The sequence below is a fragment of the Actinokineospora cianjurensis genome, assembly GCF_003663795.1.
GTDB lineage: Bacteria > Actinomycetota > Actinomycetes > Mycobacteriales > Pseudonocardiaceae > Actinokineospora > Actinokineospora terrae.
Window position 1 is genome coordinate 154331 of sequence record NZ_RCDD01000004.1, and the last position, 22456, is coordinate 176786.

Sequence of the window (22456 nt, forward strand, 5' to 3'; positions counted from 1 at the left end):
GGTGGCGAGGGACTACTACGGCACTCTCGGGGTGCGTCAGGACGCGACCTCCGAGGAGATCAAGCGCGCCTACCGGAAGCTGGCGCGCGAGCTGCACCCCGACGTCAACCCGGACGAGGCGGCGCAGACCCGCTTCCGCGAGGTCACCGCGGCCTACGAGGTCCTCTCCGACCCGCAGAAGCGCAAGATCGTCGACATGGGCGGCGACCCGCTCGGCAACGGGGGCGGCGGCGGTGGGGGCGGTGGCCGCGACCCGTTCGGCGGGTTCGGGCTCGGCGACATCATGGACGCCTTCTTCGGCGCGGCGGGCGGGGGCGGCGGTGGTCGCGGTCCGCGCAGCCGGGTGCAGCCGGGCTCGGACGCGCTGCTGCGCATCCAGATGACGCTGGAGGAGTGCGCGACCGGGATCAGCCGGGAGATCGCGGTGGAGACCGCGATCCTGTGCGACCTGTGCCGCGGCTCGGGGTGCACCGACGGCAGCAGCCCGATCACCTGCGACACCTGCGGCGGTCGGGGTGAGGTGCAGTCGGTACAGCGGTCGTTCCTCGGCCAGGTAGTCACCGCGCGCGCTTGCCCTACCTGCCGCGGTCTTGGCGAGGTCATCCCCGACCCGTGCCGCCAGTGCGCGGGGGAGGGCCGGGTCCGGGCGCGGCGCAACATCACCGCGAAGATCCCGCCCGGCGTGGCCGACGGCATGCGCGTCCGGCTGTCCGGCCAGGGCGAGGTCGGCCCCGGCGGCGGCCCCGCGGGCGACCTCTACATCGAGGTCGAGGAACTGCCGCACGCCACCTTCGAGCGCGAGGGCGCCGACCTGCACTGCACGCTGCGGGTCCCGATGACGACCGCGGTGCTCGGCGCGGTGCTGCCGCTGGAGGCCATCGACGGGCGCATCGAGCTCGACCTGGAACCGGGCACCCAACCCGGCGCCGAGCTGGTCATGCCGGGCCGCGGCCTGCCGAGGCTGCGCTCCACCGGCCGGGTCGACGGCCGCGGCGACCTGCACGTGCACATCGAGGTGGAGATCCCCACCCGCCTCGACGCCAGGCAGGGCGAGCTGCTGCGCGAGCTGGCCACCCTGCGCGGCGAGGAGGAGCACACGCTGGCCTCGGCCAACAGCCGCACCGGTGGCCTGTTCTCCCGCCTGCGCTCCCGCCGATGACCCTGGCGCAGTTCCTGGTCGACGCGCTGCCCGCCGCCGGGTCGTTCACCCTGGACGGCCCGGAGGGCAGGCACGCGGCGGCCGTGCGCCGGTTGCGCGCGGGGGAGCGGCTGCTCGTCGGCGACGGCGCGGGCTCGGTCGCCGAGTGCGTGGTCACCGCCGCGGCCAGGGACAGCCTCGACGTGGCCGTCGAACGCCGGTGGACCGAGCAACGGCCGGAACTGCGCGTCATCCTGGTGCAGGCGCTGGTCAAGGGCGACCGGGGCGAACTGGCCGTGGAACTGGCCACTGAGGCGGGCGTCGACGCGATCGTGCCGTGGCGCGCGAGCCGCTGCGTCGCGAAGTGGGAGGACGGTCCACGCGGCGAGAAAGCCCTCGCCCGCTGGCGATCCACCGCCCGCGAAGCCGCCAAACAAGCCAGGCGCCCCTGGGTCCCGGACGTCCGCGACCCCGTCAACCAGGCCGGACTGCTCGACCTGGTCCGGGCGAGCGCGGGCACCCTCGTCCTCGAAGCCCACCTCGCCACCCGGTTGGCCGAGGCCCGGCTACCCGAATCGGGTGATCTTGTCCTGGTCGTCGGCCCCGAGGGCGGCATCGCGCCGGACGAGCAGACCACCCTTGAACAGGCCGGGGCCACCGCCGTCCGACTCGGACCCGCAGTGCTGCGGACTTCCACCGCCGCCGCCGTCGCACTCGGCGCACTCGGCGCCCTTACTGCCCGCTGGCGTTAGGTCACCCCAAGGTTTACCCTTTATCCGCAAAGCGTTTCAGATATTCCGAAGCGCGTTCACCCGACTACCGCCGGACACCTCCCCCCTCGGTCCGGCGGCGCCGCGCGGGCCCGGTGGGGCGACCCCCAGGTCTCACCGCCCGCGCGGCTTCCTCCAGCATGTTCGAAGCCCTTTGGGCTTCTTCCCCCTTGCGCCGCCGATATCTCCCGGGGGCCGAGCCCCCGGAGCCCCGACGGTGCGGTGGTGGCGGTGTGGTGGGTGGCGGTTCCGGCGTGGTGCGAGGGGCGAGCGCGTAGCGGGGCGGTTCTTGGGTGGAAGTGGTTCTGGGGTGGAAGTCGTTGGGGGTTGGGGCTTTCCTTGGTTGCTTGGTTGTTGCTGTTTGCTGTTGGTTAGCGGCCGAAGGTGGAGAGTTGTTCGCCGCCCAGGACGTGGAGGTGGGCGTGGAAGACGGTTCGGCAGGCGTCGTCGCCGGTGTTGAAGACGAAGCGGTAGCCGGAGTCGTGGATTCCCTCGACCTTGGCCACTTCAACGCCTGCTGCGAGCACCGCCGCCAGTAGTCCGGGGTCGGCCGTCAGTTCTTCGGCGTCCTCGTGGTGGGCACGGGGGACCACCAGCACGTGCACCCGCGACTGGGGGCTGATGTCGCGGAAGGCGTAGACGTGCGGGTCCTCGTACACCTTCGTGGACGGGATCTCGCTGGCGATGATCTTGCAGAAGAGGCAGCCGCTCATGGGCGAACCCTAGCCAGGCCGTGATGGTTTCTTCGGTGCGGTGGGGGTGGGGGGAGGGCTAGCATCGGGGAGGTCGGATGGTGAGGCGCGCGAGCGCAGAAGGTGGGCCAGAGAGCACGTGACGGGTACCGCACCTGGGGGAGACCCCCGTCCTTCTTCTGCTGAGCCGATCCGCGACGCGCAGTCGAGGTTCGCGATCCCGGAGGGCGCCGTGCTGGCCCTGCTGGGCTCCCGCGACGAGAACCTGCGCCTCGCCGAGGACCTGCTCGACGCCGACGTCCACGTGCGCGGCAACGAGGTGACCCTGTCCGGCGACCCCGCCGACGTGGCCTTCGCCGAGCGCGTGTTCACCGAACTCACCACCCTGGCCGCCCGCGGCCAGCAGGTCGGCCCGGACACCGTCCGGCGCACCGTGGCGATGCTCTCGGCCAACTCCGCCGAATCGCCCGCCGAGGTGCTCAGCCTCGACATCCTCTCCAGGCGCGGCCGCACGATCCGGCCCAAGACGCTCAACCAGAAGCACTACGTCGACGCCATCGACGCCAACACCATCGTCTTCGGCATCGGCCCCGCCGGTACCGGCAAGACGTACCTGGCGATGGCCAAGGCCGTCCAGTCGTTGCAGGCCAAGCACGTCAGCCGGATCATCCTGACCCGGCCTGCGGTCGAGGCGGGCGAGCGGCTCGGCTTCCTGCCCGGCACCCTGTTCGACAAGATCGACCCGTACCTGCGCCCGCTCTACGACGCGCTGCACGACATGATCGACCCCGAGTCCATCCCGCGGCTGATGCAGGCGGGCACCATCGAGGTCGCCCCGCTGGCCTACATGCGCGGCCGCACCCTCAACGACGCGTTCATCATCCTCGACGAGGCGCAGAACACCACGCCGGAGCAGATGAAGATGTTCCTCACCCGGCTCGGCTTCGGCTCCAAGATCGTGGTCACCGGCGACACCACCCAGATTGACCTGCCCGGCGGGCAGCGCTCCGGGCTCAAGGTGGTCAGGGACATCCTCGACGGCGTCGACGACGTGCACTTCTCGCAGCTCAGCAGCGCCGACGTGGTCCGCCACCGGCTCGTCGGCGACATCGTCGACGCCTACGAGCGCTGGCAGGTCGTGCAGGACGCGGCCGAGAACGACGTCGCCACCCAGCGCGGCCCGGTCCGTGCCGGGGGCAGGCGCGGCGGCCGGTAGGGCCTGCGGGGACAATGGCGCGGTGAGTATCGAGATCGCCAACGAGTCCGGGGTGGCGGTCGACGAGGCGTCCATCGTCTCCGCGGCCCGCTTCGCGCTAGACCGGATGAACGTCAGCAAGCTCGCCGAGCTGTCCGTCCTGCTCGTCGAGCTCGACGTCATGGCCGACCTGCACGAGCGCTGGATGGACCTGCCCGGCCCCACCGACGTGATGGCCTTCCCGATGGACGAGCTGGACTCGGCGCGCCGCCCCGACGCCTCCGAGTCCGGCCCCGCGCTGCTCGGCGATATCGTGCTGTGCCCGGCCTTCGCCAAGGACCAGGCGCGCACCGCGGGCCACAGCCTCATCGACGAGCTGCACCTGCTGACCGTGCACGGCGTGCTGCACCTGCTCGGCTACGACCACGCCGAGCCCGCCGAGGAACGCGAGATGTTCACCCTGCAGAAGCGCATCCTGGCCGACTTCCGCACCGCGGCGGCCGACGCCAAGCGGCGCGCGGCGCAGCGCGTCGAGGACGACAAGCTGCTCGGCGCGGTCGGCCTCACCGAACCGGAGGACTGACCCGAGGTGTCCGCCGATTCGGCCGGTCTGCTGGTCATCGCCGTCCTGCTCATCCTCGCCGCCGGGTGCTTCGCCGCCGCCGACGCCTCGCTGTCCGCGGTGTCCAAGGCCAGGGTGGAGGGCCTGCTGCGCTCCGGGCGGGCGGGCGCCAAGCAGCTGCTCGCCGTGGTCGCCGAGCGGCCGAGGCACATCAACCTGCTGCTCCTGCTGCGGCTGGGCTGCGAGCTCGCCGCGACGGTGCTGGTCACCTTCGTCTGCGCCCGCTCGATCAGCCCGGCCTGGGTGTCCGGCCTGGTCGCCGCGCTCGGCATGATCGTCGTGTCGTACGTGCTCGTCGGGGTCGGGCCGCGCACCATCGGCCGCCAGCACCCCTACGGCGTCGGTCTCCTCGCCGCTGCTCCGGTGCGGGTCCTCGGCTCGATCCTGGGCCCTCTCTCTCGTTTCCTGATCCTCGTCGGTAACGCCATCACCCCCGGTAAGGGCTTCCGGGAAGGGCCGTTCTCGTCCGAGGTGGAGCTGCGCGAGCTGGTCGACATGGCCGAGGAGCGCGGGGTCGTCGACGCCGACGAGCGCGAGATGATCCACTCGGTGTTCGAGCTGCGCGGCACGATCGCCCGCGAGGTAATGGTCCCGCGCACCGAGATGGTGTGGATCGAGCAGGCCAAGTCCGGCCGCCAGGCCCTCGCGCTGTCGCTGCGCACCGGCTACACCCGCATCCCGGTGATCGGCGAGAGCGTCGACGACGTGGTCGGCGTGGTCAACCTCAAGGACCTGGTGCGCGCCGGGCTCGAGGCGGGCGACCGGCCGGTCCCGCTGGTCGAGGTGATGGGCGCCGCGGTGTTCGTGCCCGACACCAAGCGGCTCGACGACCTGCTGCGCGAGATGCAGGTGTCCAAGAACCACATCGCCATCGCCGTCGACGAGTACGGCGGCACCGCGGGCCTGCTGACCATCGAGGACATCCTGGAGGAGATCGTCGGCGAGATCACCGACGAGTCCGACACCGACGACCGGCCGCCGGTCGAGCACCTCGACGACGGCGCGGTCCGGGTCAGCTCCCGGCTGCCGGTGGAGGACCTCGGCGCGCTGTTCGGGCTGCGGCTGGAGGGCCAGGACGTGGAGACCGTCGGCGGCCTGCTCGCCCAGCGGCTGGGACGTGTGCCACTTCCCGGCGCCGAGGCGGAGATCACCGGGCTACGGTTCCGAGCCGAGGGCGGCAAGGACAACCGGGGCCGGGTGCGGATCACCTCCGTGGTCGTGCGCCCGGTCGACCGGCCGGAGCCCGCGGACGTCGACACCACCCCGGTCGACGAACAGGAGTGGGAGAGGAGCGGTGAGCGTGGCTGAGCTCGACCAGGAGGACGCCAAGATCGTCACCCTCGCGCGGTCCAGCCGGGCGCGCACCGGTGCCGCCGAGGGCGCCGCGGTCCGCGACACCGACGGCCGCACCTACGCCGCCGCCACCGTCGCCCTGCCCTCGCTGCGGCTCACCGCGCTGCAGGCCGCCGTGGCCGCCGCCGTCTCCAGCGGCGCCGAGGGCCTGGAGGCCGCCGCCGTGGTCACCGACTCCGACCAGGTCGACGCCGACTCGCTCGCCGCCGCCCGCGACCTCACCGCCGGTGTGCCGGTGCTGCGCGCCGACGCCACGGGCACCGTCGTCGACGTGCTGCGATGAGCGTCCTGGTCACCGTCTGCCGGGACTGCTGCTGCGGGACGGTCAAGAAGCACCCCACCGTCAACCACGGCGCCCAGGTCAGCCGCCTGCGCGCCATCGCGGCCCGCCACGGCGGCACCGTCCGGGTGTCCGAGTGCCTGGACACCTGCGAGACCTCCAACGTGGTGGTCGTGCAGGCCAAGGGCAGCAAACCGACCTGGCTCGGGTTCGTCCTCGACGACGGCGTCCTCGACGACATCGAGGCGTGGCTGGACGCCGGTGGACCCGGTGTCGCCGACCTGCCAGCCACCCTGGAGCTGAACCGCGTCAGCCCGCCGGGGAGCGCAAGGGCACAATGACTTGGTGACAAGCACCGCGCAGGGCCATCGTTCCGGATTCGCCTGCTTCGTCGGCAGGCCCAACGCGGGGAAGTCGACGCTGACCAACGCCCTGGTCGGCAGCAAGGTCGCGATCACCTCGAGCAAGCCGCAGACCACCCGCCACGCCATCCGCGGCATCGTGCACCGCGACGACGCCCAACTCGTGATCGTCGACACCCCCGGCCTGCACCGGCCGCGCACCCTGCTCGGCCAGCGGCTCAACGACATCGTCCGGGAGACCTGGTCGGAGGTCGACGTGGTCGGCTTCTGCGTGCCCGCCGACCAGAAGGTGGGACCGGGCGACCGGTTCATCGCCGCCGAGCTGACCAAGGTCGCCAAGCGCACCCCGGTCATCGGCATCATCACCAAGACCGACCTGGTGTCCCCCGACCAGGTCGGCGAGCAGCTGCTGGCGCTGCAGGAGGTCATGGAGTTCGCCGAGCTGGTCCCGGTGTCGGCGGTGGACGGGTTCCAGGTGGCCACCCTGACCGACCTGCTGGTGGCCAGGATGCCGGAGGGCCCGCAGCTCTACCCGGGCGGCGAGCTGACCGACGAGCCGGAGACCACGCTGGTCGCCGAGCTGATCCGGGAGGCCGCGCTGGAGGGCGTGCGCGACGAGCTGCCGCACTCCATCGCCGTCACCATCGAGGAGATGGTCCCGCGCGAGGGCCGCGACGACATGATCGACGTGCACGCGCTGCTGTACGTGGAGCGCTCCAGCCAGAAGGGCATCGTGCTCGGCCACCGCGGCGAGCGGCTCAAGCACGTCGGGTCGACCGCGCGCCGCCAGATCGAGGTCCTTCTCGGCACCCGGGTGTACCTGGACCTGCACGTCAAGGTCGCCAAGGACTGGCAGCGCGACCCCAAGCAGCTGCGCCGCCTCGGGTTCTGACGTGGACTGGCCGGTCTGCCCGATCAAGGCGCTGACCGGCCTGTGCTGCCCCGGCTGCGGTGGTTTCCGGATGGTGCTGGCCCTGTTCGACGGCCGGTTCGCCGACGCGGTCCGGTACAACGCCGTCGCCCTGGTGTTCGTCGCGCTGTACGCGTGGGTGGCCGTCGCGTGGGTGCTGCGGCGGGTCCGCGGCCGCGCGGTGACGACCTGGCTGGACTGGCAGTGGGCGCGGGTGGCCGCGGTGGCGGCGCTGGTGCTGTGGTCGGCGGCGCGCAACGTGCCGGGCACCGGGCTGTACGTGTGAGAATGTGCCGGTGAGCCTGTACCGCGACACCGGTGTAGTGCTGCGCGTGCAGAAGCTCGGCGAGGCGGACCGGATCATCACGCTGATCACCCAGAAGCACGGCAAGGTCCGCGCCGTGGCCAAGGGCGTGCGCCGCACCACCTCCCGACTCGGCGCCCGGGTCGAGCCGTTCGCCCACGTCGACGTGCAGTTCTACACCGGCCGCACGCTCGACGTGATCACCCAGGTGCAGACCCTCGACGCGTTCGGCGCGGGCATCGTCGGCGATTACCAGCGCTATACCGCCGCCTGCGCGGTGCTAGAGACCGCGGACCGGATGTCGGCCGAAGAGGGCGAGCCGGTGCTCCGGCTCTACCTGCTCGTCGCGGGCGCACTGCGCGCACTGGCCGACGGGGAGCGTGACGCGTCCCTGGTGCTCGACGCGTTCCTGTTGCGCGCCATGGCCTTCGCGGGTTGGTCGCCCGCCATCACCGAGTGCGCTCGTTGCGGCGACCCGGGCCCGCACCGCGCGTTCAGCGTCCACGCGGGAGGGTCGGTCTGTCCCCGGTGCAAGCCACCGGGATCGGTCAGCCCGTCGATCGAGGTGCTGCGGCTGATGGACTCCCTCGCCAACGGCAGGTGGGACAGCGCGGAAGGCACCGGCGAGTCGACCCGCCGGGAGGTCAGCGGGCTGGTGGCGGCGCTGTTGCAGTGGCACCTGGAACGCCAGTTGCGCTCCCTGCCGCTGGTCGAGCGCCGCCCCTTCAGCCCCTAGATCGCCGTGAGCGTCAACGTCGCCGAGTAGGTCCCCGCGACTGTGGACGTCGGTACGGCGAGGGAGAGGTCAGCGGTGAGCCGCGCCGTCCCGTTGCCGCCCAGCGGCGCCGCCAGCGCCATGCTCCGCGCCGACACGAGCCCTTGTCCCGCCCCCGGCGTGGCCCCAGGTGCGATGGCATTCGCCGTCGGCACAGCGGAACCGGGGAACACGGCCTGCACCGGGGACTTGTCGAGCAACCGGGGCAACCAGCCGAGATTGGCCCCGTTGATCCGGTTCGGACCCGACGCGAAGTCGCTCACCTGCCCGGAGACGTTCCACCCCGGGTTGCCCGCACGGGTGTCGGTGACGGTGACGGGGTTGAGCACCCCGCTCGTCACCAGCCGCCCACCATCCGGGGTCATCACCGGCGACGGCAGCACTACCTCCCGGTTGTCCACACTGATCAGCAACGCACCGGGTAGCACTGTCGTGGAGATGTTTTCTGATGCTGCGTCGATGACCGAGACGACGTCAACGGTGATCGGCGGCGACACCTGCATCGAGAAGATGGTGTCGTTGGGGTAGAACCGCGCGGTGAGCACGTGCCTACCCGGCGTCAGGCGGTCCGTCATCACCGTGACGAGGCCGTTGTGCACCGGGAGCGGATCGGCGATCCGGGTGGTGCCGTCGAAGAACTCCACGCCTCCGGTGATGTCGACGGGGCTCAGCGTCGCGGTCAACGTGAGTGGACGACCCGGTGCGATCCGATTGCCCGGCGACACCGAGAACGCGACTCCTGGAACGGCGTAGACCTGGTGCGCGACCGGTGACGACGTGGAACCGGAGAACAGCGGCCGGTCACCGGTGAAGGTCGCGGTCAGCGCCAACACCCCCACCGGCAACGTGGTCGTGGTCAGATCCGCGCGACCGCCGGACACCCGTGCGGTGCCCACCACCGAGTTGTTGCTGCGGAAGGTGATGAGCCCGGTCGCGTTCGCCGGGTGCACGAACGCGGACAGGGCGATCGACGTGCCCCGCGCGCTCCTGGCCGCCGGATAGGCGGACACGGACGTGTACGTCTGCTCCGCCACCTGGACGGTGTACTCGATGGGCGAGGCGAACTCGACGTCCACGGTGAACGTGCCCAGCACCGTGGCGGTGAACGACTCGCGGCAGGTGAGCACGACGGTGTAGCCGCCTGCCGTGATCGTGGTGCCGTTCGCCGCCGCGATCTCCCGGAACGACCGGTCTTGCGGGGCGAAGAACCCGCCCATCGTCGAGAGACCGGCACTCGTCGGATCCGTGGCGCGCAGGCCGTCGCTGAACCCACCCGGCCCGTACACGGTCAGGTCCCAGACATCGGTGCCCTTGGGGCACCCGGACTGCGTTTGGTAGACCTGGGTGGTGGTGTCGGTACCGCTGGACCGGTTGACGGACAGGCCACCGAGCGTTCCGCTTGGCCGTTCCGCTTGTGCCGTGGCGGTGCCCACCACACCCACTGCTGCCATCGCGATCACCGCGGCGGCAAGGATAGTGCGAACGCGCATTTCGTTGAGCCCCTTCTTTCGTTCTCATCGTTGAGATCGAGCAAGGACCGAAGGCGCAGGGTTCGGGGGTGGAGCCCCTAGATCGCGGTGAGCGTGAGGGTCGCGGTGTAGGTGCCCGCGACGGTGGATGTGGGGACCTTGAGCGCCAGCAGGGCCGTCACGGTCGCGGTCCCGTTGCCGTGCGCGGCCGGGGCATCCGCCAAGGTGCGGGCGGCGGCGAGCCCCCGGTCCGCCGGGGGGACAGCGCCGGGTTCGATGGCCTCCGCCGGGGGAACGGCGGTGCCGACCCGGACGGACTGGGCCGCGGCCGAGCTCACCAGCCCCGGTACCCACCCGAGGTTGGCGCCGTTGACCCGGTTCTGGCCAGAGGTGAAGTCGCCGACCTGCCCGGAGAGGGTCCACCCCGGGTTGCCCGCGCGGGTGTCGATGACCGTGATCGGGTTGAGCGGTCCGGACGTCGTCAGCATCGACCCGTCCGGCAACATCACCGGCGCGGGCAGGACGACGTCCTGGTTCGGCACGCTGACCAGCAGTTCGCCCGCGAGCACCTCGGTGCTGATGTTCTGCCTCGCCGTCGCCACCGCGCCCGAGGTGACCTGCAGGACCAGCGAGGTCGACGCACTGGGGCCGTCGAGCAGGTCGTACGGGGCGAACCGGGTGGTCAGGGTGTGCACGCCGGGAGCGAGCGCGCTGGTGGTGACCGTGTAGGGCCCACCCGGGTACGGCATCTGCGGGCTGATCGGTGTGGTGCCGTCGAAGAACTGCATGGTCCCACTGATGTCGGCAGGCCCAACCTGCGCAGACAGCGTCACCGGGCTGCCTTCCGCGACATCGTCACCTGGCGCGATCGCCATAGCCATGGTGGGCGCGGTAGGAGACCGTACCCAGCTGTTCGGGTTGAGGAAGACGATATCGACCCGGAAGACGCCCAGCACCTCGCCCGAGAACGGGTCGATGCACCGCGCGGACACGGTGTACCTGCCTTGCAGGGTGGTGCCGTGCGCGGTGGCGATGGAGCGGAACGTGTCGTTCTGCGCGATGAAGAACGGTGCCGAGGTCGACACCTCCACGTCGTTGAGCGGCTTGGCGACCGCGTTGGTGAGCCCGTGGCCGTCGATGACGATGTCGGAGCTCATCGTGCCGATCGGGCACGGCCCCGAGGTCCGGTACCACGGCGCCGCGTCGGCGGAGCCCGACGTCGGGAAGTCCCGCAGGGTCCCCACCACCGGCGGGCCCGTGGGCGCGGCCGCCGCGGTGCCCGTGACGGCCATCCCGGCCACGAGTACCGCCAACGCCGACAAGATGTGCCGAACCCGCATGCCCCGTCGCTCCTTCGTGCCGCTCTCACCGGGGACGTCGCGGGCGAGGTGTACCGGAGCGCACCCGGAGGTGAGCGGTGGACGAACTGGGGCGCCCCGTGCTCGGCGGGGGGCGCCGGTAGCATTTCCGACCGGCTTGGCCGATCCCGGTGGAGGTGTGTGTGGCGATGTTGCGGCGGCGGCGGACCAGCAGGTCCGATGCGGGGCGACCGGTCGCCCCACCCGAGCCGCACCCCTCCGGCGCGCGCCCGCCCGCGATCCCGCTGGAGTTCGTGCCCAGGCACGTGGCGATCGTGATGGACGGCAACGGGCGGTGGGCCAACCAGCGCGGGCTGACCCGGGTCGAGGGCCACAAGCGCGGCGAGGCCCAGGTGGTCGAGGTGGCCCGCGGCTGCATCGACCTCGGCGTGCGGTGGCTCTCGCTCTACGCGTTCTCCACGGAGAACTGGCGGCGCAGCCCCGAGGAGGTCCGCTTCCTGATGGGCTTCACCCGCGAGGTCATCCGCGGCCGCACCGACGAGCTCGACGAGATGGGCGTGCGGGTCCGCTGGGCCGGGCGCAGGCCGCGGCTGTGGCAGAGCGTCATCAAGGAGCTCGAGGTCGCCGAGGAGCGCACCGCGGGCAACACCGTGCTCAACCTCGCCATGTGCATCAACTACGGCGGCCGCGCCGAGATCGGCGACGCCGCCCGCGAGATCGCCAGGCTCGCCGCCGCAGGCAAGATCAACCCGGACAAGGTCGACGAGCGCACCGTCGCCAAGTACCTGTACCAGCCGCAGATGCCCGACGTTGACCTGTTCATCCGGCCCTCCGGCGAGCAGCGCACCTCGAACTTCATGCTCTGGCAGTCCGCCTACGCCGAGCTGGTCTTCCAGGACCACCTGTGGCCCGACTTCGACCGGATCCACCTGTGGGAGGCGGTCGAGACCTACGCGCGCCGGGACCGCCGCTTCGGCGCGGCCGCCGACTCCGCCGAGGTCGCCGCCAGGCTCGCCGACGAGAAGGGAACCGCATGAGCACCGAGGTCGCCGAGCTGGTCGACCGCGCCCGCCGGGCGCTGGAGAGCTACCACGACGTCGAGGTGGACCCCGACGGCGCGCTGACCTTCCGGCACGGCGACGTCCCGTGCGCGGTCCAGGCGATGGAGCTGGCCGAGGGGCTGACCGTGCTCAGCCTGACCTGCGTGGTCGCCTGGGACCTGCCCGACGACCGCGACCTCGCGGTGTCCGCCGCCGAGCGCGCGGGCCAGGGCCTGTTCGGCACCCTGGGCGTCGTGCACACCGAGCGCGGGATGGACGTGACGCTGCGTTACGCCGCCCCGGCCGAGGGCCTCGCCCTGCCCGCGCTCGGCACCCTGCTCATGCTGGTGGTCTCCACCGCTTCCCAGTTGCGCGGAGAACTGCTGGGAAAAGCCGCTGAACACAGTTCAACCCCGGCTGCTGGCAACTGATCGTCTTCCTGGCATCATCTGCCGGGTGAGCCACCCGCCGCAGCCGAGCCCCGTGCGCGCACGGTCACCACTGGCCGTTGTCGCCCAGTGGGTTGATTCCCGCGCCACGCGCTCCACCGGCGCCGGTTTGTGTGGGTTGATGGACCTCCCACCGGCCACCGCGGGAGGAGCCCGATGAGCACGCGGACCGCGGTCGAGCCGGAGCCGGGCGGCACCGCGCCAGAACCCAAGCGGCGGGTCACCTCCCTGGAGGTGCTCTGCGTCGTGCTGGTCGTCGCCCTGCTGGCCCAGGGGCGGCTGGTCGACTGGCTCGACGTCCCCGCCATCCAGACCGGGGCCACGATCTTCGTCGCGGTGTGCGTCCAGGCGCTGCCGTTCCTGGTCCTCGGCGTGCTGATCAGCGGCGCGATCGCGGCCTTCGTGCCCGCCTCGGTGCTCAACCGGCTGCTGCCCAAGCGCGAGTCCATCGCCGTCCCGGTCGCCGGGGTGGCCGGGGTGGCGCTGCCGACCTGCGAGTGCGCGGCGGTCCCGGTGGCCAGGCGGCTGATGCAGCAGGGCGTGCCCACCTCGGTCGCGCTGGCGTTCCTGCTGGCCGCGCCCGCGGTGAACCCGGTCGTGCTGGTCGCCACCAACGTCGCCTTCCCGAACAACCCCGGCATGGTCGCCGCCCGGCTGGTCGGGTCGCTGGCCACCGCGGTGGTCATGGGCTGGCTGTGGGCCAGGTTCGGCAAGGCCGAGTGGATCATCGAGCGGGCGCTGCGCAGGCTGCCGGAGCCGGACGGGCGCTCCCGCTGGCGGCTGTTCTTCGAGACCTCCCGGGCCGACCTGGTCGACGCGGGCGGGTTCCTGGTGCTGGGCGGCCTCACCGCCGCGGTGCTCAACGTGGTCATCCCGCGCTCCTGGGTCGACACCCTGGGCGAGCAGGTCGTGGTCGGGGTGCTGGTGATGGCCGCGCTCGCGGTGGTCCTGGCCCTGTGCAGCGAGGCGGACGCGTTCGTCGCGGCCTCCATCTCGGGCATGCCGCTGCTGCCCAAGCTGGTGTTCCTGGTGGTCGGCCCGGCCATCGACGTGAAGCTGTTCGCCCTGCAGGCGGGCACCTTCGGCCGGGCGTTCGCGATCCGGTTCGGCCCGGCCACCCTGGTGGTGGCGATGGCCTGCGCGGTGCTGTCCGGTCTGATCTTCCTCGGGGGTGCGTGATGCGGCGCGAGACGCAGAACATCCTGCTCATCCTGGTCGGCGGCGCGCTGCTCAAGATCAGCTTCACCGGCGCCTACCTGCAGTACGTCAAGCCCGCGCACCAGTTCTGGCTCATCGGCGGCGGCGCGGTGATGGTCGCGCTCGCGGTGATCTCCATCGGCCGAGACCTGCTCGCTCCCCGCCGGGTCGCCGCCGCGAGTCCTGCCGCAGCCGGATCCGACGACCGGGTCCACGCTGTGGTGGGCTCCGATGAGGCCCACGCGGAGTCGTCGGACCACGGCCACGAGGCCGCGGCAGGCCATGACCACGACGCCGACGGCCACGGGGGCGAGGACGGGACGCACAACCACCCGGCCCGCAGTGCGTGGCTGCTGCTCCTGCCGGTGCTGGCGATCTTCCTGATCGCCCCGCCCGCGCTCGGCGCCGACTCGGTCATGCGCGGCGACAACCGGGCCGCGGCAGGCCGCGCCGCCGGGTCCGACGGGATGGTCGCCTTCTCGCCGCTGCCCGCGGGCAGCCCGGTGCCGGTGCCGATGAGCGAGTTCGCCGCCCGCGCCGCCTGGGACTCGGGCAACTCGCTGGACAACCGCGACGTCCAGTTGGCCGGTTTCATCGTCGCCCAGGACGCCGACGTCTACCTCGCCCGCCTGTCCATCGCCTGCTGCGCCGCCGACGCGTTCCCGGTCAAGGTGAAGCTCACCGGCGACGACGTCACGGGCCTGACCAACGACACGTGGCTGCAAGTGGTCGGCCGCGTCCAGCCAGGTACAGCGACCAAGGAGAACGACTACGTCCCCACGTTGACCGTGTCCTCGATCACCGAGATCCCGCAGCCGGAGAACCCGTACGAGGGCTAGCCCGAGCAGGCCGCGCAGGTCCCGAAGATCTCCACGGTGTGGCTGACCTGCGTGAACCCGTTCTCGGCCGCCACCTTCTCGGCCCACCGCTCCACCGCGGGCCCCTCGACCTCGACGGTGTGCCCGCAGGTGCGGCACACGAGGTGATGGTGGTGGTGGCTCGAGCAGCGCCGGTAGATGGCCTCACCGCTGTCGGTGCGCAGCACGTCGATCTCACCGGCGTCGGCCAGCGACTGCAGCGTCCGGTAGACGGTGGTCAACCCGATGCCCTCGCCGCGTTTGCGCAGCTCCTCGTGCAGCTCCTGCGCGGAGCGGAACTCGTCGAGCTGGTCGAGCAGCTGGGCGACGGCGGTCCGCTGGCGGGTCGACCGCCTGCCGGGCACCGTCGCCGATGTTCGATCCGTCGTCACCGGTCGCCTTCCTCCACGTGGGCAACTGCGTCGACGACGATATGCGACAGGTGCTCGTCCACGAGGCGGTAGACCACCTCCCGGCCGTGCCGCTCGCCGTAGACCACCCCGGCGGACTTGAGCACCCGCAGGTGCTGGCTGATCAGCGGCTGCGCCACCCCGAGCGAGTCCACCAGCTCGTGCACACACCGGTCCGCGGCCCGCAACTCCAGCACGATGGCGATCCGCACCGGCGCCGCCAGCGCGCGCAGCAGGTCCCCGGCGGCCCCGAGGGTCACCGCGGGCCTGCGGTGCACGGGGTCCGGCGCCGGACGCCCGGGTGAGTGGTCGTGCTGCTCGGCGGCGACCTGGAGCTCGTGCGACGCGGTTTCCGAAGTCACGGTCGACATCGGTCCTCTCCTCGTCCCGGAGGCAGGCGGCCCGACGGGGTGATGGTTACCGTGTTCATCTTAGGCGCTCCCAGCCCTGATAGCGGCGACCTCACAGCACCGAGACCGCGATCCCCACCACCAACCCGAGCACCAGCACCCGCCCGAACCGCTGCGCGGGCGCCAACACCCGCCAGGTAGCCGCCAACAACACCCCCACCCCCACCGCGAGCACCCCGAGCAGCAACGCCCCCACGACCCCGCGCACCACCACTCCCGCCACGAACACCCCCACAACAACCCCGAACACCACCACCGGCGGAACCTTCGCCAACGGCCCCTCCCCACCCAACAAAGGAGCCCTCATCGACCGCCTACCCCGCACAATGCCCTCCCACCACTAGGCCCTCCCACCACTAGGCCCTGCCCACCACTCGCGCCACCAAGCCCCGCATCCTCGCACCGCCCTCGACCCCGCGCGCGCTCCCACCCCGAGCCGTGCGCGCCAGATCGTGGCCATGCGTATCGGACGTTCTCAGCGGCGGGTGACCTGGCCGCACCACGTGCTGACAGCGGTTCACCCCTGTGCCGCCGGGTGGCCCGGGTCGTTCCGCCGCACCGCCAGGTGTTTCCTGACCAGTTGGTGCTGACCAGTTGGTGCTGAGCAGATGGTGCTGACCAGTTGGTGTTGATCGCGGGGTGCTGACCACGCGGGCTCGTGGTCTGTGCTCTGATGCTCGTCCTCGGTGTCTCCTCTCGGAAGGTTCGTGCCCGTGCTGCTGATCGCCAGGTTCACCGCCGACGACGTGGAGCCGTTCGTGGAGCGGGTGCGGGTGGCCCTGGAGTTGCTGTTGGCGCAGCCGGGGTGCCAGCGGGCTTTGCTCGCGCGGTCGACCGAGGCTGCCGACCAGTGGGTGCTCACCGTCGAGTTCGCCTCGGTGTCGGCCTACCGCAGGGCGTTGTCGCCGTTCGACGTGCGGACGCACGTCATCCCGCTGTTGGCCGAGGCCGACACCACCGAGCCCGCCGCCTACGAGGTCGTGCTGGAAGGCCAGCCAGGCGAGGTCCGCCACCACGTCAGCCTGCTGGCCGCCGACGCGGACACCGTGCGCCTCGGGGAGGCGTCCGGCCCGGCCACCGCCCGCTGATCACCCGTCCCCCGGACGGGCCAGGCCGGGGTGCGGACTACGCTGGTCGCCTCGCCCTTGAGTTCCCGACAGCCTTTGAGTTCCCGACAGGAGGGGTCGTGGCAGCCGACCGGATCGAGACCGTCGTCAGCCTGTGCAAGCGCCGTGGTTTCGTCTACCCGTCCGGGGAGATCTACGGTGGCACGCGCTCAGCCTGGGACTACGGACCCCTCGGCGTCGAACTCAAGGACAACATCAAGCGCGCGTGGTGGCGCAGCGTCGTCCAGGGCCGCGACGACGTCGTCGGCCTCGACTCGTCGGTGATCCTGCCCCGAGAGGTCTGGACGGCGTCCGGCCACGTCAACGCCTTCCACGACCCGCTCGTCGAGTGCACCTCCTGCCACAAGCGCTTCCGTTCCGACCAACTCGTCGAGGAGTACGCCGCGCGCTCGGGCAAGGAGGTCGCCGAGAACGACCTGTCCGACGTGCCCTGCCCGAACTGCGGCAACCGCGGCCAGTACACCGAGCCGCGCGAGTTCAACATGATGCTCAAGACCCACCTCGGCCCGGTGGAGACCGACGAGGGCATGCACTACCTGCGCCCCGAGACCGCGCAGGGCATCTTCGTGAACTTCCTCAACGTGCAGACGACCTCCCGCCGCAAGCCGCCGTTCGGCATCGGCCAGATCGGCAAGTCGTTCCGCAACGAGATCACCCCGGGCAACTTCATCTTCCGCACCCGCGAGTTCGAGCAGATGGAGCTGGAGTTCTTCGTCGAGCCGGGCACCGACGACGAGTGGCACCAGTACTGGATCGACGAGCGGACCCGCTGGTACACCGACCTGGGCATCGCCAAGGACAACCTGCGGGTCTACGAGCACCCGGCCGAGAAGCTGTCGCACTACTCGAAGCGGACCGTCGACATCGAGTACCGGTTCGGCTTCGGCGGCCAGGAGTGGGGTGAGCTCGAGGGCATCGCCAACCGGGCCGACTTCGACCTGACGACGCACTCCAACCACTCCGGTGTGGACCTGTCCTACTTCGACCAGGCCACCAACTCCCGCTACCGCCCGTTCGTCATCGAACCCGCCGCCGGTGTCGGCCGCCCGATGATGGCGTTCCTCCTGGACGCCTACGTCGAGGACGAGGCGCCCAACGCCAAGGGCGGCGTCGACAAGCGCGTGGTACTCCGCCTCGACCGCAGGCTCGCCCCGGTCAAGGTCGCCGTCCTCCCGCTCTCCCGCAACGCCGACCTCTCGCCGAAGGCCCGCGACGTCGCCACCGCCCTGCGCAAGCACTGGAACGTCGACTTCGACGACGCGGGCGCCATCGGCCGCCGCTACCGCAGGCAGGACGAGATCGGCACTCCCTTCTGCGTCACCGTCGACTTCGACTCCCTCAACGACCAGGCCGTCACCATCCGCGAACGCGACACCATGTCGCAGAACCGCGTCTCCATCGACAACCTCGAGTCCTACCTCGCCTCTCACCTCATCGGCTGCTGATACCCCTTCCTCCTTCTGCTGTCTGATTCACTCCTCTCGGCACGTGTTCGCTGGGTATCCGGTGTTCGCTATGCACCCCGGCGGGTGCTGTGAACCCCAGTGCTACGTAACCCAGTGCTGTGTACCCCGGTGGTGCTCGCTCGCACAGGCGGTGGGCGGGCTGTCGCGCCTGCGAGGGCTCAAGGAAGTCCGTGGGGTGCCGGACGCGGGGTCAGGACATGATCACCTCCGGTCGGGGGCGGGCGGCGGCCAGTTGGTAGGCGCCGCGCAGCTCGTCGGCGACGGAGTCGGGGTCGGCGCGGACGCGGAACGGGTCGGTGTGCAGGGGGACGATCCCCGCGGCGGTGAGCCGGGCCGCCCTGGCCAGCGCGGGCAGTCCGACGCGTGGCGCCCAGGGCCGGTGCAGGTCGCAGTCCCAGGCGAAGGCGACCTCGTCCCACCAGGCGTCCACCACCGCCAGGTGCACGTCCCTGCTCGTGCTCAGCCGCGCTGTCCAGATCGGCGGCGGCAGCCCAGCCCGGTCGACGAGGTCCTGCGCCGCCCGAGCGGACCGCCCCCGCAGGTCCCGGTCGACCTCGCCGAGCACCCGGCGCAGCAGCGTCGTCCCCCGTTCGGGCGCGAGCCCCAGTTCCACGTGCAGATCGCCCACGTCGACACAGCCCGTGCGCACAGCCGCGGTGACCAACTCCCGGACGTGGTCCACCGTCGCCGCCCGCCTGCACGCGTCGACCGCCGCCCGCGGGCTCGGCGCGGTCGGAAACCCCCGGCGCCACAGGGGATCCGGCATGCGCGTCGTGCGTTCCACGGTGACCGACCCGTCGGCCCGCCCCGGTCGTTTCAGCGGCACCAGCAGGTGCACCACGCCCAGTTGGGGCACTGGGATTCCGTTGAGCCACAGCGCTTCCCGACCGGTGACCACGGCGTCGGGGTGCGCGATCCGCATCGCGGCGCGGAGGCGCCGCAGGCGGCTGGGGCCGGACTCGGCGAGCTGGATGACCTCTGGGGTGTGGCGGTTCATTCGCATGGTTTCGAGGTAACCGTGGATGACAAGGCGGTGGAAGTCGGAAATCTGGATCTGTGGACAGGTCGGAGGATGTGGACAAACCCGCCGCCCGGGAAAGGACCCGGAAGCAACCCGGTGACCTGCGTGGACGTCTGACCAGGTGGCAGCCGAGCCCGTGCCGGGGCGCCGTACACCCGTTCTGGAAGGATGCTGCGCGTGCCTCCCCACCCCCATCCAGTCCGCCGTTTCCTGCGCAGGCTGCTCGTCGGCTTCGTGCTCATGGGGTTCCTCGTGGTCGGCGGTACCGCCTTCCGCGTCTGGCAGGTCGCCAGGATCGACGACCGCGACAAGGCCGACGTCGTGGTCGTGCTCGGCGCCGCCCAGTACGCGGGCAAGCCGTCCAAGGTCCTCGAGGCCCGCTTGCGCCAGGCCAAGGCGCTCTACGAGCAGGGCGTCGCCGGGCACATCGTCACCGGCGGTGGCCGTCGCGCCGGTGACCGGTTCACCGAGGCCGAGGCGGGTCGCCGCTGGCTGGTCGACCGGGGTGTGCCCGCGGACCGGGTGATCACCGTGGGGGAGGGCAACGACACCCTCGGCACGCTCAAGGCCGTCGCCATCGAGGTCAAGGAGCGCGGCTGGGAGAGTGCCGTGATCGTCAGCGACCCCTGGCACTCGTTGCGGTCGCGCACCATGGCCAAGGACGCTGGCCTGGACGCGTGGACGTCACCGACGCACTCCGGCCCGATCGTGCAGACCCGGGAAACCCAGGCCAAGTACATCCTCCGGGAGACCGCGGCGTTGCTCTACTACCGCGCTACCAACGCGTCCGCCGACGGTATCGCCATCGACCAGGAAGTGGGCTGACGGGACGTAGTCTCTCCTCGTGGGCTACACCGATCAGGACAGTGAACGCCTCTTCGCCGAACGGCCCAAGGGCGCGGTGTTGGATGGTGCCCTACCGACTGCCAGAAGTCCGTTCAGCCGGGACAGAGCGCGAGTGCTGCACTCCGCGGCATTGCGCAGACTCGCGGGTAAGACCCAGGTCGTAGGACCTAACGAGGGATCCGAGGTTCACGGCATCCCTCGCACGAGGTTGACCCACTCGCTGGAGGTAGCCCAGATCGGGCGCGGCATCGCCGACGAGTTGGGTTGCGACCCCGACATCGTCGACACCGCGGGCCTGGCCCACGACATCGGTCACCCACCGTTCGGGCACAACGGCGAGCAGGCACTGGACCTCGTCGCCCAGCCGTGCGGTGGCTTCGAGGGCAACGCGCAGACGCTGCGGATCCTGACCAGGCTCGAACCCAAGGTCCTCGGCGCCGACGACATCCCACACGGGTTGAACCTCGCGCGCGCGTCTCTCGACGCCGCGACGAAGTACCCGTGGCCGCGACGCCCGGGCCAGGTGAAGTTCGGCGCCTACGACGATGACCTCCCCGTCTTCCTGTGGGTACGCGTAGGCGCGCCCGGCGACCGACAGTGCCTAGAGGCGCAGGTGATGGACTGGGCCGACGACGTCGCCTACTCGGTTCATGATGTCGAGGACGGGGTGCGTTCCGGCCGGATTTCCCTGTCAGCACTAGCGGATCCGGTCGAGCGCGCAGCGGTAGCCGAACTCGCTGCCAAGCACTTCTCGCCTGAACCGCTGTCGGTAGTGGAAGAGGCCGCAGCCGGACTGTTGGCCCTACCTGTCGTCGCTGACCTTGTCGGCCACGACTACGACGGCACGCTCACCGCGCAGGTGGCGCTCAAGCGGTTGACCAGCGAACTGGTCGGCCGGTTCGCCTCCGCCGCGGTCACCGGAACCCGCGCCGCGCACGGCCACGGCCCGTTGACCAGGTATGCCGCCGACCTGGTCGTCCCGCCACTGGTCGCTGCCGAGGTCGCCCTGCTCAAGGCCATGGCGGTGCACTACGTGATGAGCGACCCGCGGCGGCTGCAACTGCAGGCCAGGCAACGCGAACTGATCACCGAGCTCGTCGCCGCGCTGACCGACCGCGGCGCGACCGCCCTCGAACCGGCCTTCCAACCCGCCTGGCACGCCGCCGCGGACGACGCCGGGCTGCTGCGGGTGGTCGTCGACCAGGTGGCCTCGCTGACCGACGCGCAGGCCCAGGGCTGGCACGCGGCGCTGGTCGGCGGCGGCCCTGTGCACAACTTCCGAGCCGACCCCCGCTGAGCCGGCACACTCGGTGCGAGAACAGGACACGGAACCTGGAGCCACGCACGCACCGAGTCGGGAGAACGCAGTGTCGCACTTGGACTTCACCCTCGCCATGCACCGGGCCATCGCCCCGGACCCCACCGAGCAGGTCTGCTGGTCGCCCTATTCGGCTGCCAGCGCGTTAGCACTGCTGACCAGGGGCGCGCGGGGCAAGACCCAGGCCGAGCTGTGCGCCCTGCTCGGCGACCTCGACGAGCTGGAAACGGCGTTGCGCGCGGCGGGCGCCCTGGCCGGGGTGCGCGACGGCCAGCCGGAACCGGCCCTCGCGGTGGCGAACACGCTGTGGGCGGACGCGGTGATCGACATCGAGCCGGGCTTCGCCGAGCTGTTCACCGGCAGCGGCGGCGTGCGCAACGCCCCGTTCCAGGCGGAGCCGACCAAGGCCCGCGACCAGATCAACGCCGACATCGCCGACACGACCAGGGGGCTCATCCCCGAGCTGCTGCCGCCCGAGGCGATCACCGCCGACACGGTGTCCATTGTGGTCAACGCGCTGTACCTGAAGACCTCGTGGGACAGCCAGTTCACCCCGGACGAGAGCCCGCAGCCGTTCACCGGTGTGCGCGGGACGGTCGAGGTGCCGACGATGTACCTCGACAAGCAGCTGATGCACACCGCGCGCGACGGGTGGCAGGTCGTGGCCCTCCCCGCACTCGGCGGGGTCCAGGCCGTGGTCCTGCTCCCCGATGGCGACCTCGGCCCCGCGGAGGCGGCGCTCACCGAGGAGTCGCTCGGCGCGCTGCTGGCCGACCTGAACTGGATCCAGGTCGGGCTGCGCGTGCCGAAGCTGGACGTCTCGACCCAGTCCGACCTCACCAAGGCGCTCAACGACCTCGGGGTCACCACGGTGTTCTCCGACCGCGCCGACCTGTCCGGCATCAGCCCCGACCCGCTCTACGCCCAGTCGGTCCTGCACGAGGCCGTTCTGCGCGTCGACGAGCAGGGACTGGAGGGCGCTGCGGCGACCGCGGTCGCGATGGCCCTGGCCGCGCTGCCGACCGAGCGCGTCGACATCACCGTCGACCGGCCGTTCCTGTTGCTCGTCCGGCACCAGGACTCGGGGGTGGTGTACTTCGTGGCGCGCGTCACCGACCCGTCCTGA

26 protein-coding genes are annotated in these 22456 nt (G+C 71.3%); 19 read left to right on the forward strand and 7 right to left on the reverse strand.

Annotated features, from left to right (window positions below; all coding sequences use genetic code 11):
• Position 1: 1 nt before the first annotated feature.
• Together dnaJ and CLV68_RS23350 are read left to right on the forward strand one after the other, a co-directional pair.
• Complete coding sequence (gene dnaJ, locus CLV68_RS23345) at positions 2 to 1159, forward strand: molecular chaperone DnaJ (RefSeq protein ID WP_121393058.1); 1158 nt, start codon at positions 2 to 4, stop codon at positions 1157 to 1159.
• Positions 1156 to 1890: a 16S rRNA (uracil(1498)-N(3))-methyltransferase gene (locus tag CLV68_RS23350; protein ID WP_121393059.1), complete on the forward strand. Its 735-nt coding sequence runs from the start codon at positions 1156 to 1158 to the stop codon at positions 1888 to 1890. Before dnaJ ends, CLV68_RS23350 begins: the two co-directional genes overlap by 4 nt.
• A gap of 389 nt (positions 1891 to 2279) precedes the next feature.
• On the opposite strand, the gene CLV68_RS23355 is transcribed toward CLV68_RS23350, so the two are convergent.
• The gene (locus CLV68_RS23355) at positions 2280 to 2621 is read right to left on the reverse strand and encodes a histidine triad nucleotide-binding protein (RefSeq protein ID WP_121393060.1); all 342 of its coding nucleotides are present in this window, start codon (positions 2619 to 2621) and stop codon (positions 2280 to 2282) included.
• A gap of 118 nt (positions 2622 to 2739) precedes the next feature.
• Here CLV68_RS23355 and CLV68_RS23360 point away from each other — a divergent pair, with 118 nt between their 5' ends.
• The 8 genes from CLV68_RS23360 to recO are packed head-to-tail and all read left to right on the forward strand — an operon-like array spanning position 2740 to position 8362.
• A complete protein-coding gene (locus CLV68_RS23360; RefSeq protein WP_211346742.1) occupies positions 2740 to 3816 on the forward strand; it encodes a PhoH family protein in 1077 nt (358 codons plus the stop codon).
• Positions 3817 to 3838: 22 nt separating this feature from the next.
• Positions 3839 to 4378 (forward strand): rRNA maturation RNase YbeY, encoded by a 540-nt coding sequence (ybeY, locus tag CLV68_RS23365; RefSeq protein WP_092777365.1) that lies wholly within the window; start codon positions 3839 to 3841, stop codon positions 4376 to 4378.
• 6 nt (positions 4379 to 4384) lie between these two features.
• The gene (locus CLV68_RS23370) at positions 4385 to 5725 is read left to right on the forward strand and encodes a hemolysin family protein (RefSeq protein WP_246010066.1); all 1341 of its coding nucleotides are present in this window, start codon (positions 4385 to 4387) and stop codon (positions 5723 to 5725) included.
• On the forward strand, positions 5718 to 6053 hold the full coding sequence (locus CLV68_RS23375; protein ID WP_121393061.1) for a cytidine deaminase: 336 nt from the start codon (positions 5718 to 5720) through the stop codon (positions 6051 to 6053). Before CLV68_RS23370 ends, CLV68_RS23375 begins: the two co-directional genes overlap by 8 nt.
• Positions 6050 to 6391, forward strand: coding sequence for a (2Fe-2S) ferredoxin domain-containing protein (locus tag CLV68_RS23380; protein ID WP_121393062.1), 342 nt, complete (start codon positions 6050 to 6052; stop codon positions 6389 to 6391). Before CLV68_RS23375 ends, CLV68_RS23380 begins: the two co-directional genes overlap by 4 nt.
• A gap of 4 nt (positions 6392 to 6395) precedes the next feature.
• Entirely contained in the window at positions 6396 to 7304 is a 909-nt protein-coding gene (era, locus tag CLV68_RS23385; RefSeq protein WP_121393375.1) for a GTPase Era, read from the forward strand.
• 1 nt (position 7305) lies between these two features.
• Positions 7306 to 7608 carry a DUF2752 domain-containing protein gene (locus CLV68_RS23390; protein ID WP_121393063.1) on the forward strand — a complete coding sequence of 101 codons (303 nt, stop codon included), beginning with the start codon at positions 7306 to 7308 and terminating at the stop codon, positions 7606 to 7608.
• A 10-nt stretch (positions 7609 to 7618) separates the two neighbouring features.
• On the forward strand, positions 7619 to 8362 hold the full coding sequence (gene recO, locus CLV68_RS23395) for a DNA repair protein RecO (protein WP_121393064.1): 744 nt from the start codon (positions 7619 to 7621) through the stop codon (positions 8360 to 8362).
• Here the strand turns inward: recO and CLV68_RS23400 are convergent.
• Together CLV68_RS23400 and CLV68_RS23405 are read right to left on the reverse strand one after the other, a co-directional pair.
• Positions 8359 to 9891 carry an Ig-like domain repeat protein gene (locus CLV68_RS23400; protein WP_121393065.1) on the reverse strand — a complete coding sequence of 511 codons (1533 nt, stop codon included), beginning with the start codon at positions 9889 to 9891 and terminating at the stop codon, positions 8359 to 8361. The two genes, recO and CLV68_RS23400, sit on opposite strands and share 4 nt — an antisense overlap.
• A 77-nt stretch (positions 9892 to 9968) precedes the next feature.
• Positions 9969 to 11210 (reverse strand): Ig-like domain-containing protein, encoded by a 1242-nt coding sequence (locus CLV68_RS23405; protein ID WP_121393066.1) that lies wholly within the window; start codon positions 11208 to 11210, stop codon positions 9969 to 9971.
• 167 nt (positions 11211 to 11377) lie between these two features.
• Here CLV68_RS23405 and CLV68_RS23410 point away from each other — a divergent pair, with 167 nt between their 5' ends.
• The 4 genes from CLV68_RS23410 to CLV68_RS23425 all read left to right on the forward strand — a co-directional run bounded on the left by CLV68_RS23410 (position 11378) and on the right by CLV68_RS23425 (position 14714).
• On the forward strand, positions 11378 to 12226 hold the full coding sequence (locus tag CLV68_RS23410; protein ID WP_121393376.1) for an isoprenyl transferase: 849 nt from the start codon (positions 11378 to 11380) through the stop codon (positions 12224 to 12226).
• A complete protein-coding gene (locus tag CLV68_RS23415; protein WP_092777007.1) occupies positions 12223 to 12660 on the forward strand; it encodes a hypothetical protein in 438 nt (145 codons plus the stop codon). The genes CLV68_RS23410 and CLV68_RS23415 overlap by 4 nt, the downstream gene beginning before the upstream one ends.
• Positions 12661 to 12834: 174 nt before the next feature.
• Positions 12835 to 13857, forward strand: coding sequence for a permease (locus CLV68_RS23420; protein WP_121393067.1), 1023 nt, complete (start codon positions 12835 to 12837; stop codon positions 13855 to 13857).
• On the forward strand, positions 13857 to 14714 hold the full coding sequence (locus CLV68_RS23425; RefSeq protein ID WP_121393068.1) for a TIGR03943 family putative permease subunit: 858 nt from the start codon (positions 13857 to 13859) through the stop codon (positions 14712 to 14714). Before CLV68_RS23420 ends, CLV68_RS23425 begins: the two co-directional genes overlap by 1 nt.
• Here the strand turns inward: CLV68_RS23425 and CLV68_RS23430 are convergent.
• The 3 genes from CLV68_RS23430 to CLV68_RS23440 form a co-directional block, all read right to left on the reverse strand.
• Positions 14711 to 15124 carry a Fur family transcriptional regulator gene (locus CLV68_RS23430; RefSeq protein ID WP_121393069.1) on the reverse strand — a complete coding sequence of 138 codons (414 nt, stop codon included), beginning with the start codon at positions 15122 to 15124 and terminating at the stop codon, positions 14711 to 14713. The genes CLV68_RS23425 and CLV68_RS23430 overlap by 4 nt on opposite strands.
• Complete coding sequence (locus tag CLV68_RS23435) at positions 15121 to 15513, reverse strand: ArsR/SmtB family transcription factor (protein WP_121393070.1); 393 nt, start codon at positions 15511 to 15513, stop codon at positions 15121 to 15123. The genes CLV68_RS23430 and CLV68_RS23435 overlap by 4 nt, the downstream gene beginning before the upstream one ends.
• A gap of 91 nt (positions 15514 to 15604) precedes the next feature.
• Positions 15605 to 15826 carry a hypothetical protein gene (locus tag CLV68_RS23440; protein WP_246010067.1) on the reverse strand — a complete coding sequence of 74 codons (222 nt, stop codon included), beginning with the start codon at positions 15824 to 15826 and terminating at the stop codon, positions 15605 to 15607.
• Positions 15827 to 16238: 412 nt separating this feature from the next.
• On the opposite strand from CLV68_RS23440, the gene CLV68_RS23445 reads away from it, so the two are divergent.
• Together CLV68_RS23445 and CLV68_RS23450 are read left to right on the forward strand one after the other, a co-directional pair.
• On the forward strand, positions 16239 to 16640 hold the full coding sequence (locus CLV68_RS23445) for an antibiotic biosynthesis monooxygenase family protein (protein WP_246010068.1): 402 nt from the start codon (positions 16239 to 16241) through the stop codon (positions 16638 to 16640).
• Between the two features lie 98 nt (positions 16641 to 16738).
• Positions 16739 to 18124 carry a glycine--tRNA ligase gene (locus tag CLV68_RS23450; RefSeq protein WP_121393072.1) on the forward strand — a complete coding sequence of 462 codons (1386 nt, stop codon included), beginning with the start codon at positions 16739 to 16741 and terminating at the stop codon, positions 18122 to 18124.
• A gap of 211 nt (positions 18125 to 18335) precedes the next feature.
• Here the strand turns inward: CLV68_RS23450 and CLV68_RS23455 are convergent, their stop codons facing one another.
• Positions 18336 to 19148 (reverse strand): hypothetical protein, encoded by an 813-nt coding sequence (locus CLV68_RS23455; protein WP_147460138.1) that lies wholly within the window; start codon positions 19146 to 19148, stop codon positions 18336 to 18338.
• Positions 19149 to 19406: 258 nt separating this feature from the next.
• Here CLV68_RS23455 and CLV68_RS23460 point away from each other — a divergent pair, with 258 nt between their 5' ends.
• The 3 genes from CLV68_RS23460 (at position 19407) to CLV68_RS23470 (ending at position 22456) form a co-directional block, all read left to right on the forward strand.
• Positions 19407 to 19991 (forward strand): YdcF family protein, encoded by a 585-nt coding sequence (locus CLV68_RS23460; protein ID WP_425426263.1) that lies wholly within the window; start codon positions 19407 to 19409, stop codon positions 19989 to 19991.
• A 19-nt stretch (positions 19992 to 20010) separates the two neighbouring features.
• Positions 20011 to 21309: a deoxyguanosinetriphosphate triphosphohydrolase gene (locus CLV68_RS23465; RefSeq protein ID WP_121393074.1), complete on the forward strand. Its 1299-nt coding sequence runs from the start codon at positions 20011 to 20013 to the stop codon at positions 21307 to 21309.
• A gap of 70 nt (positions 21310 to 21379) precedes the next feature.
• Entirely contained in the window at positions 21380 to 22456 is a 1077-nt protein-coding gene (locus CLV68_RS23470) for a serpin family protein (protein ID WP_246010069.1), read from the forward strand.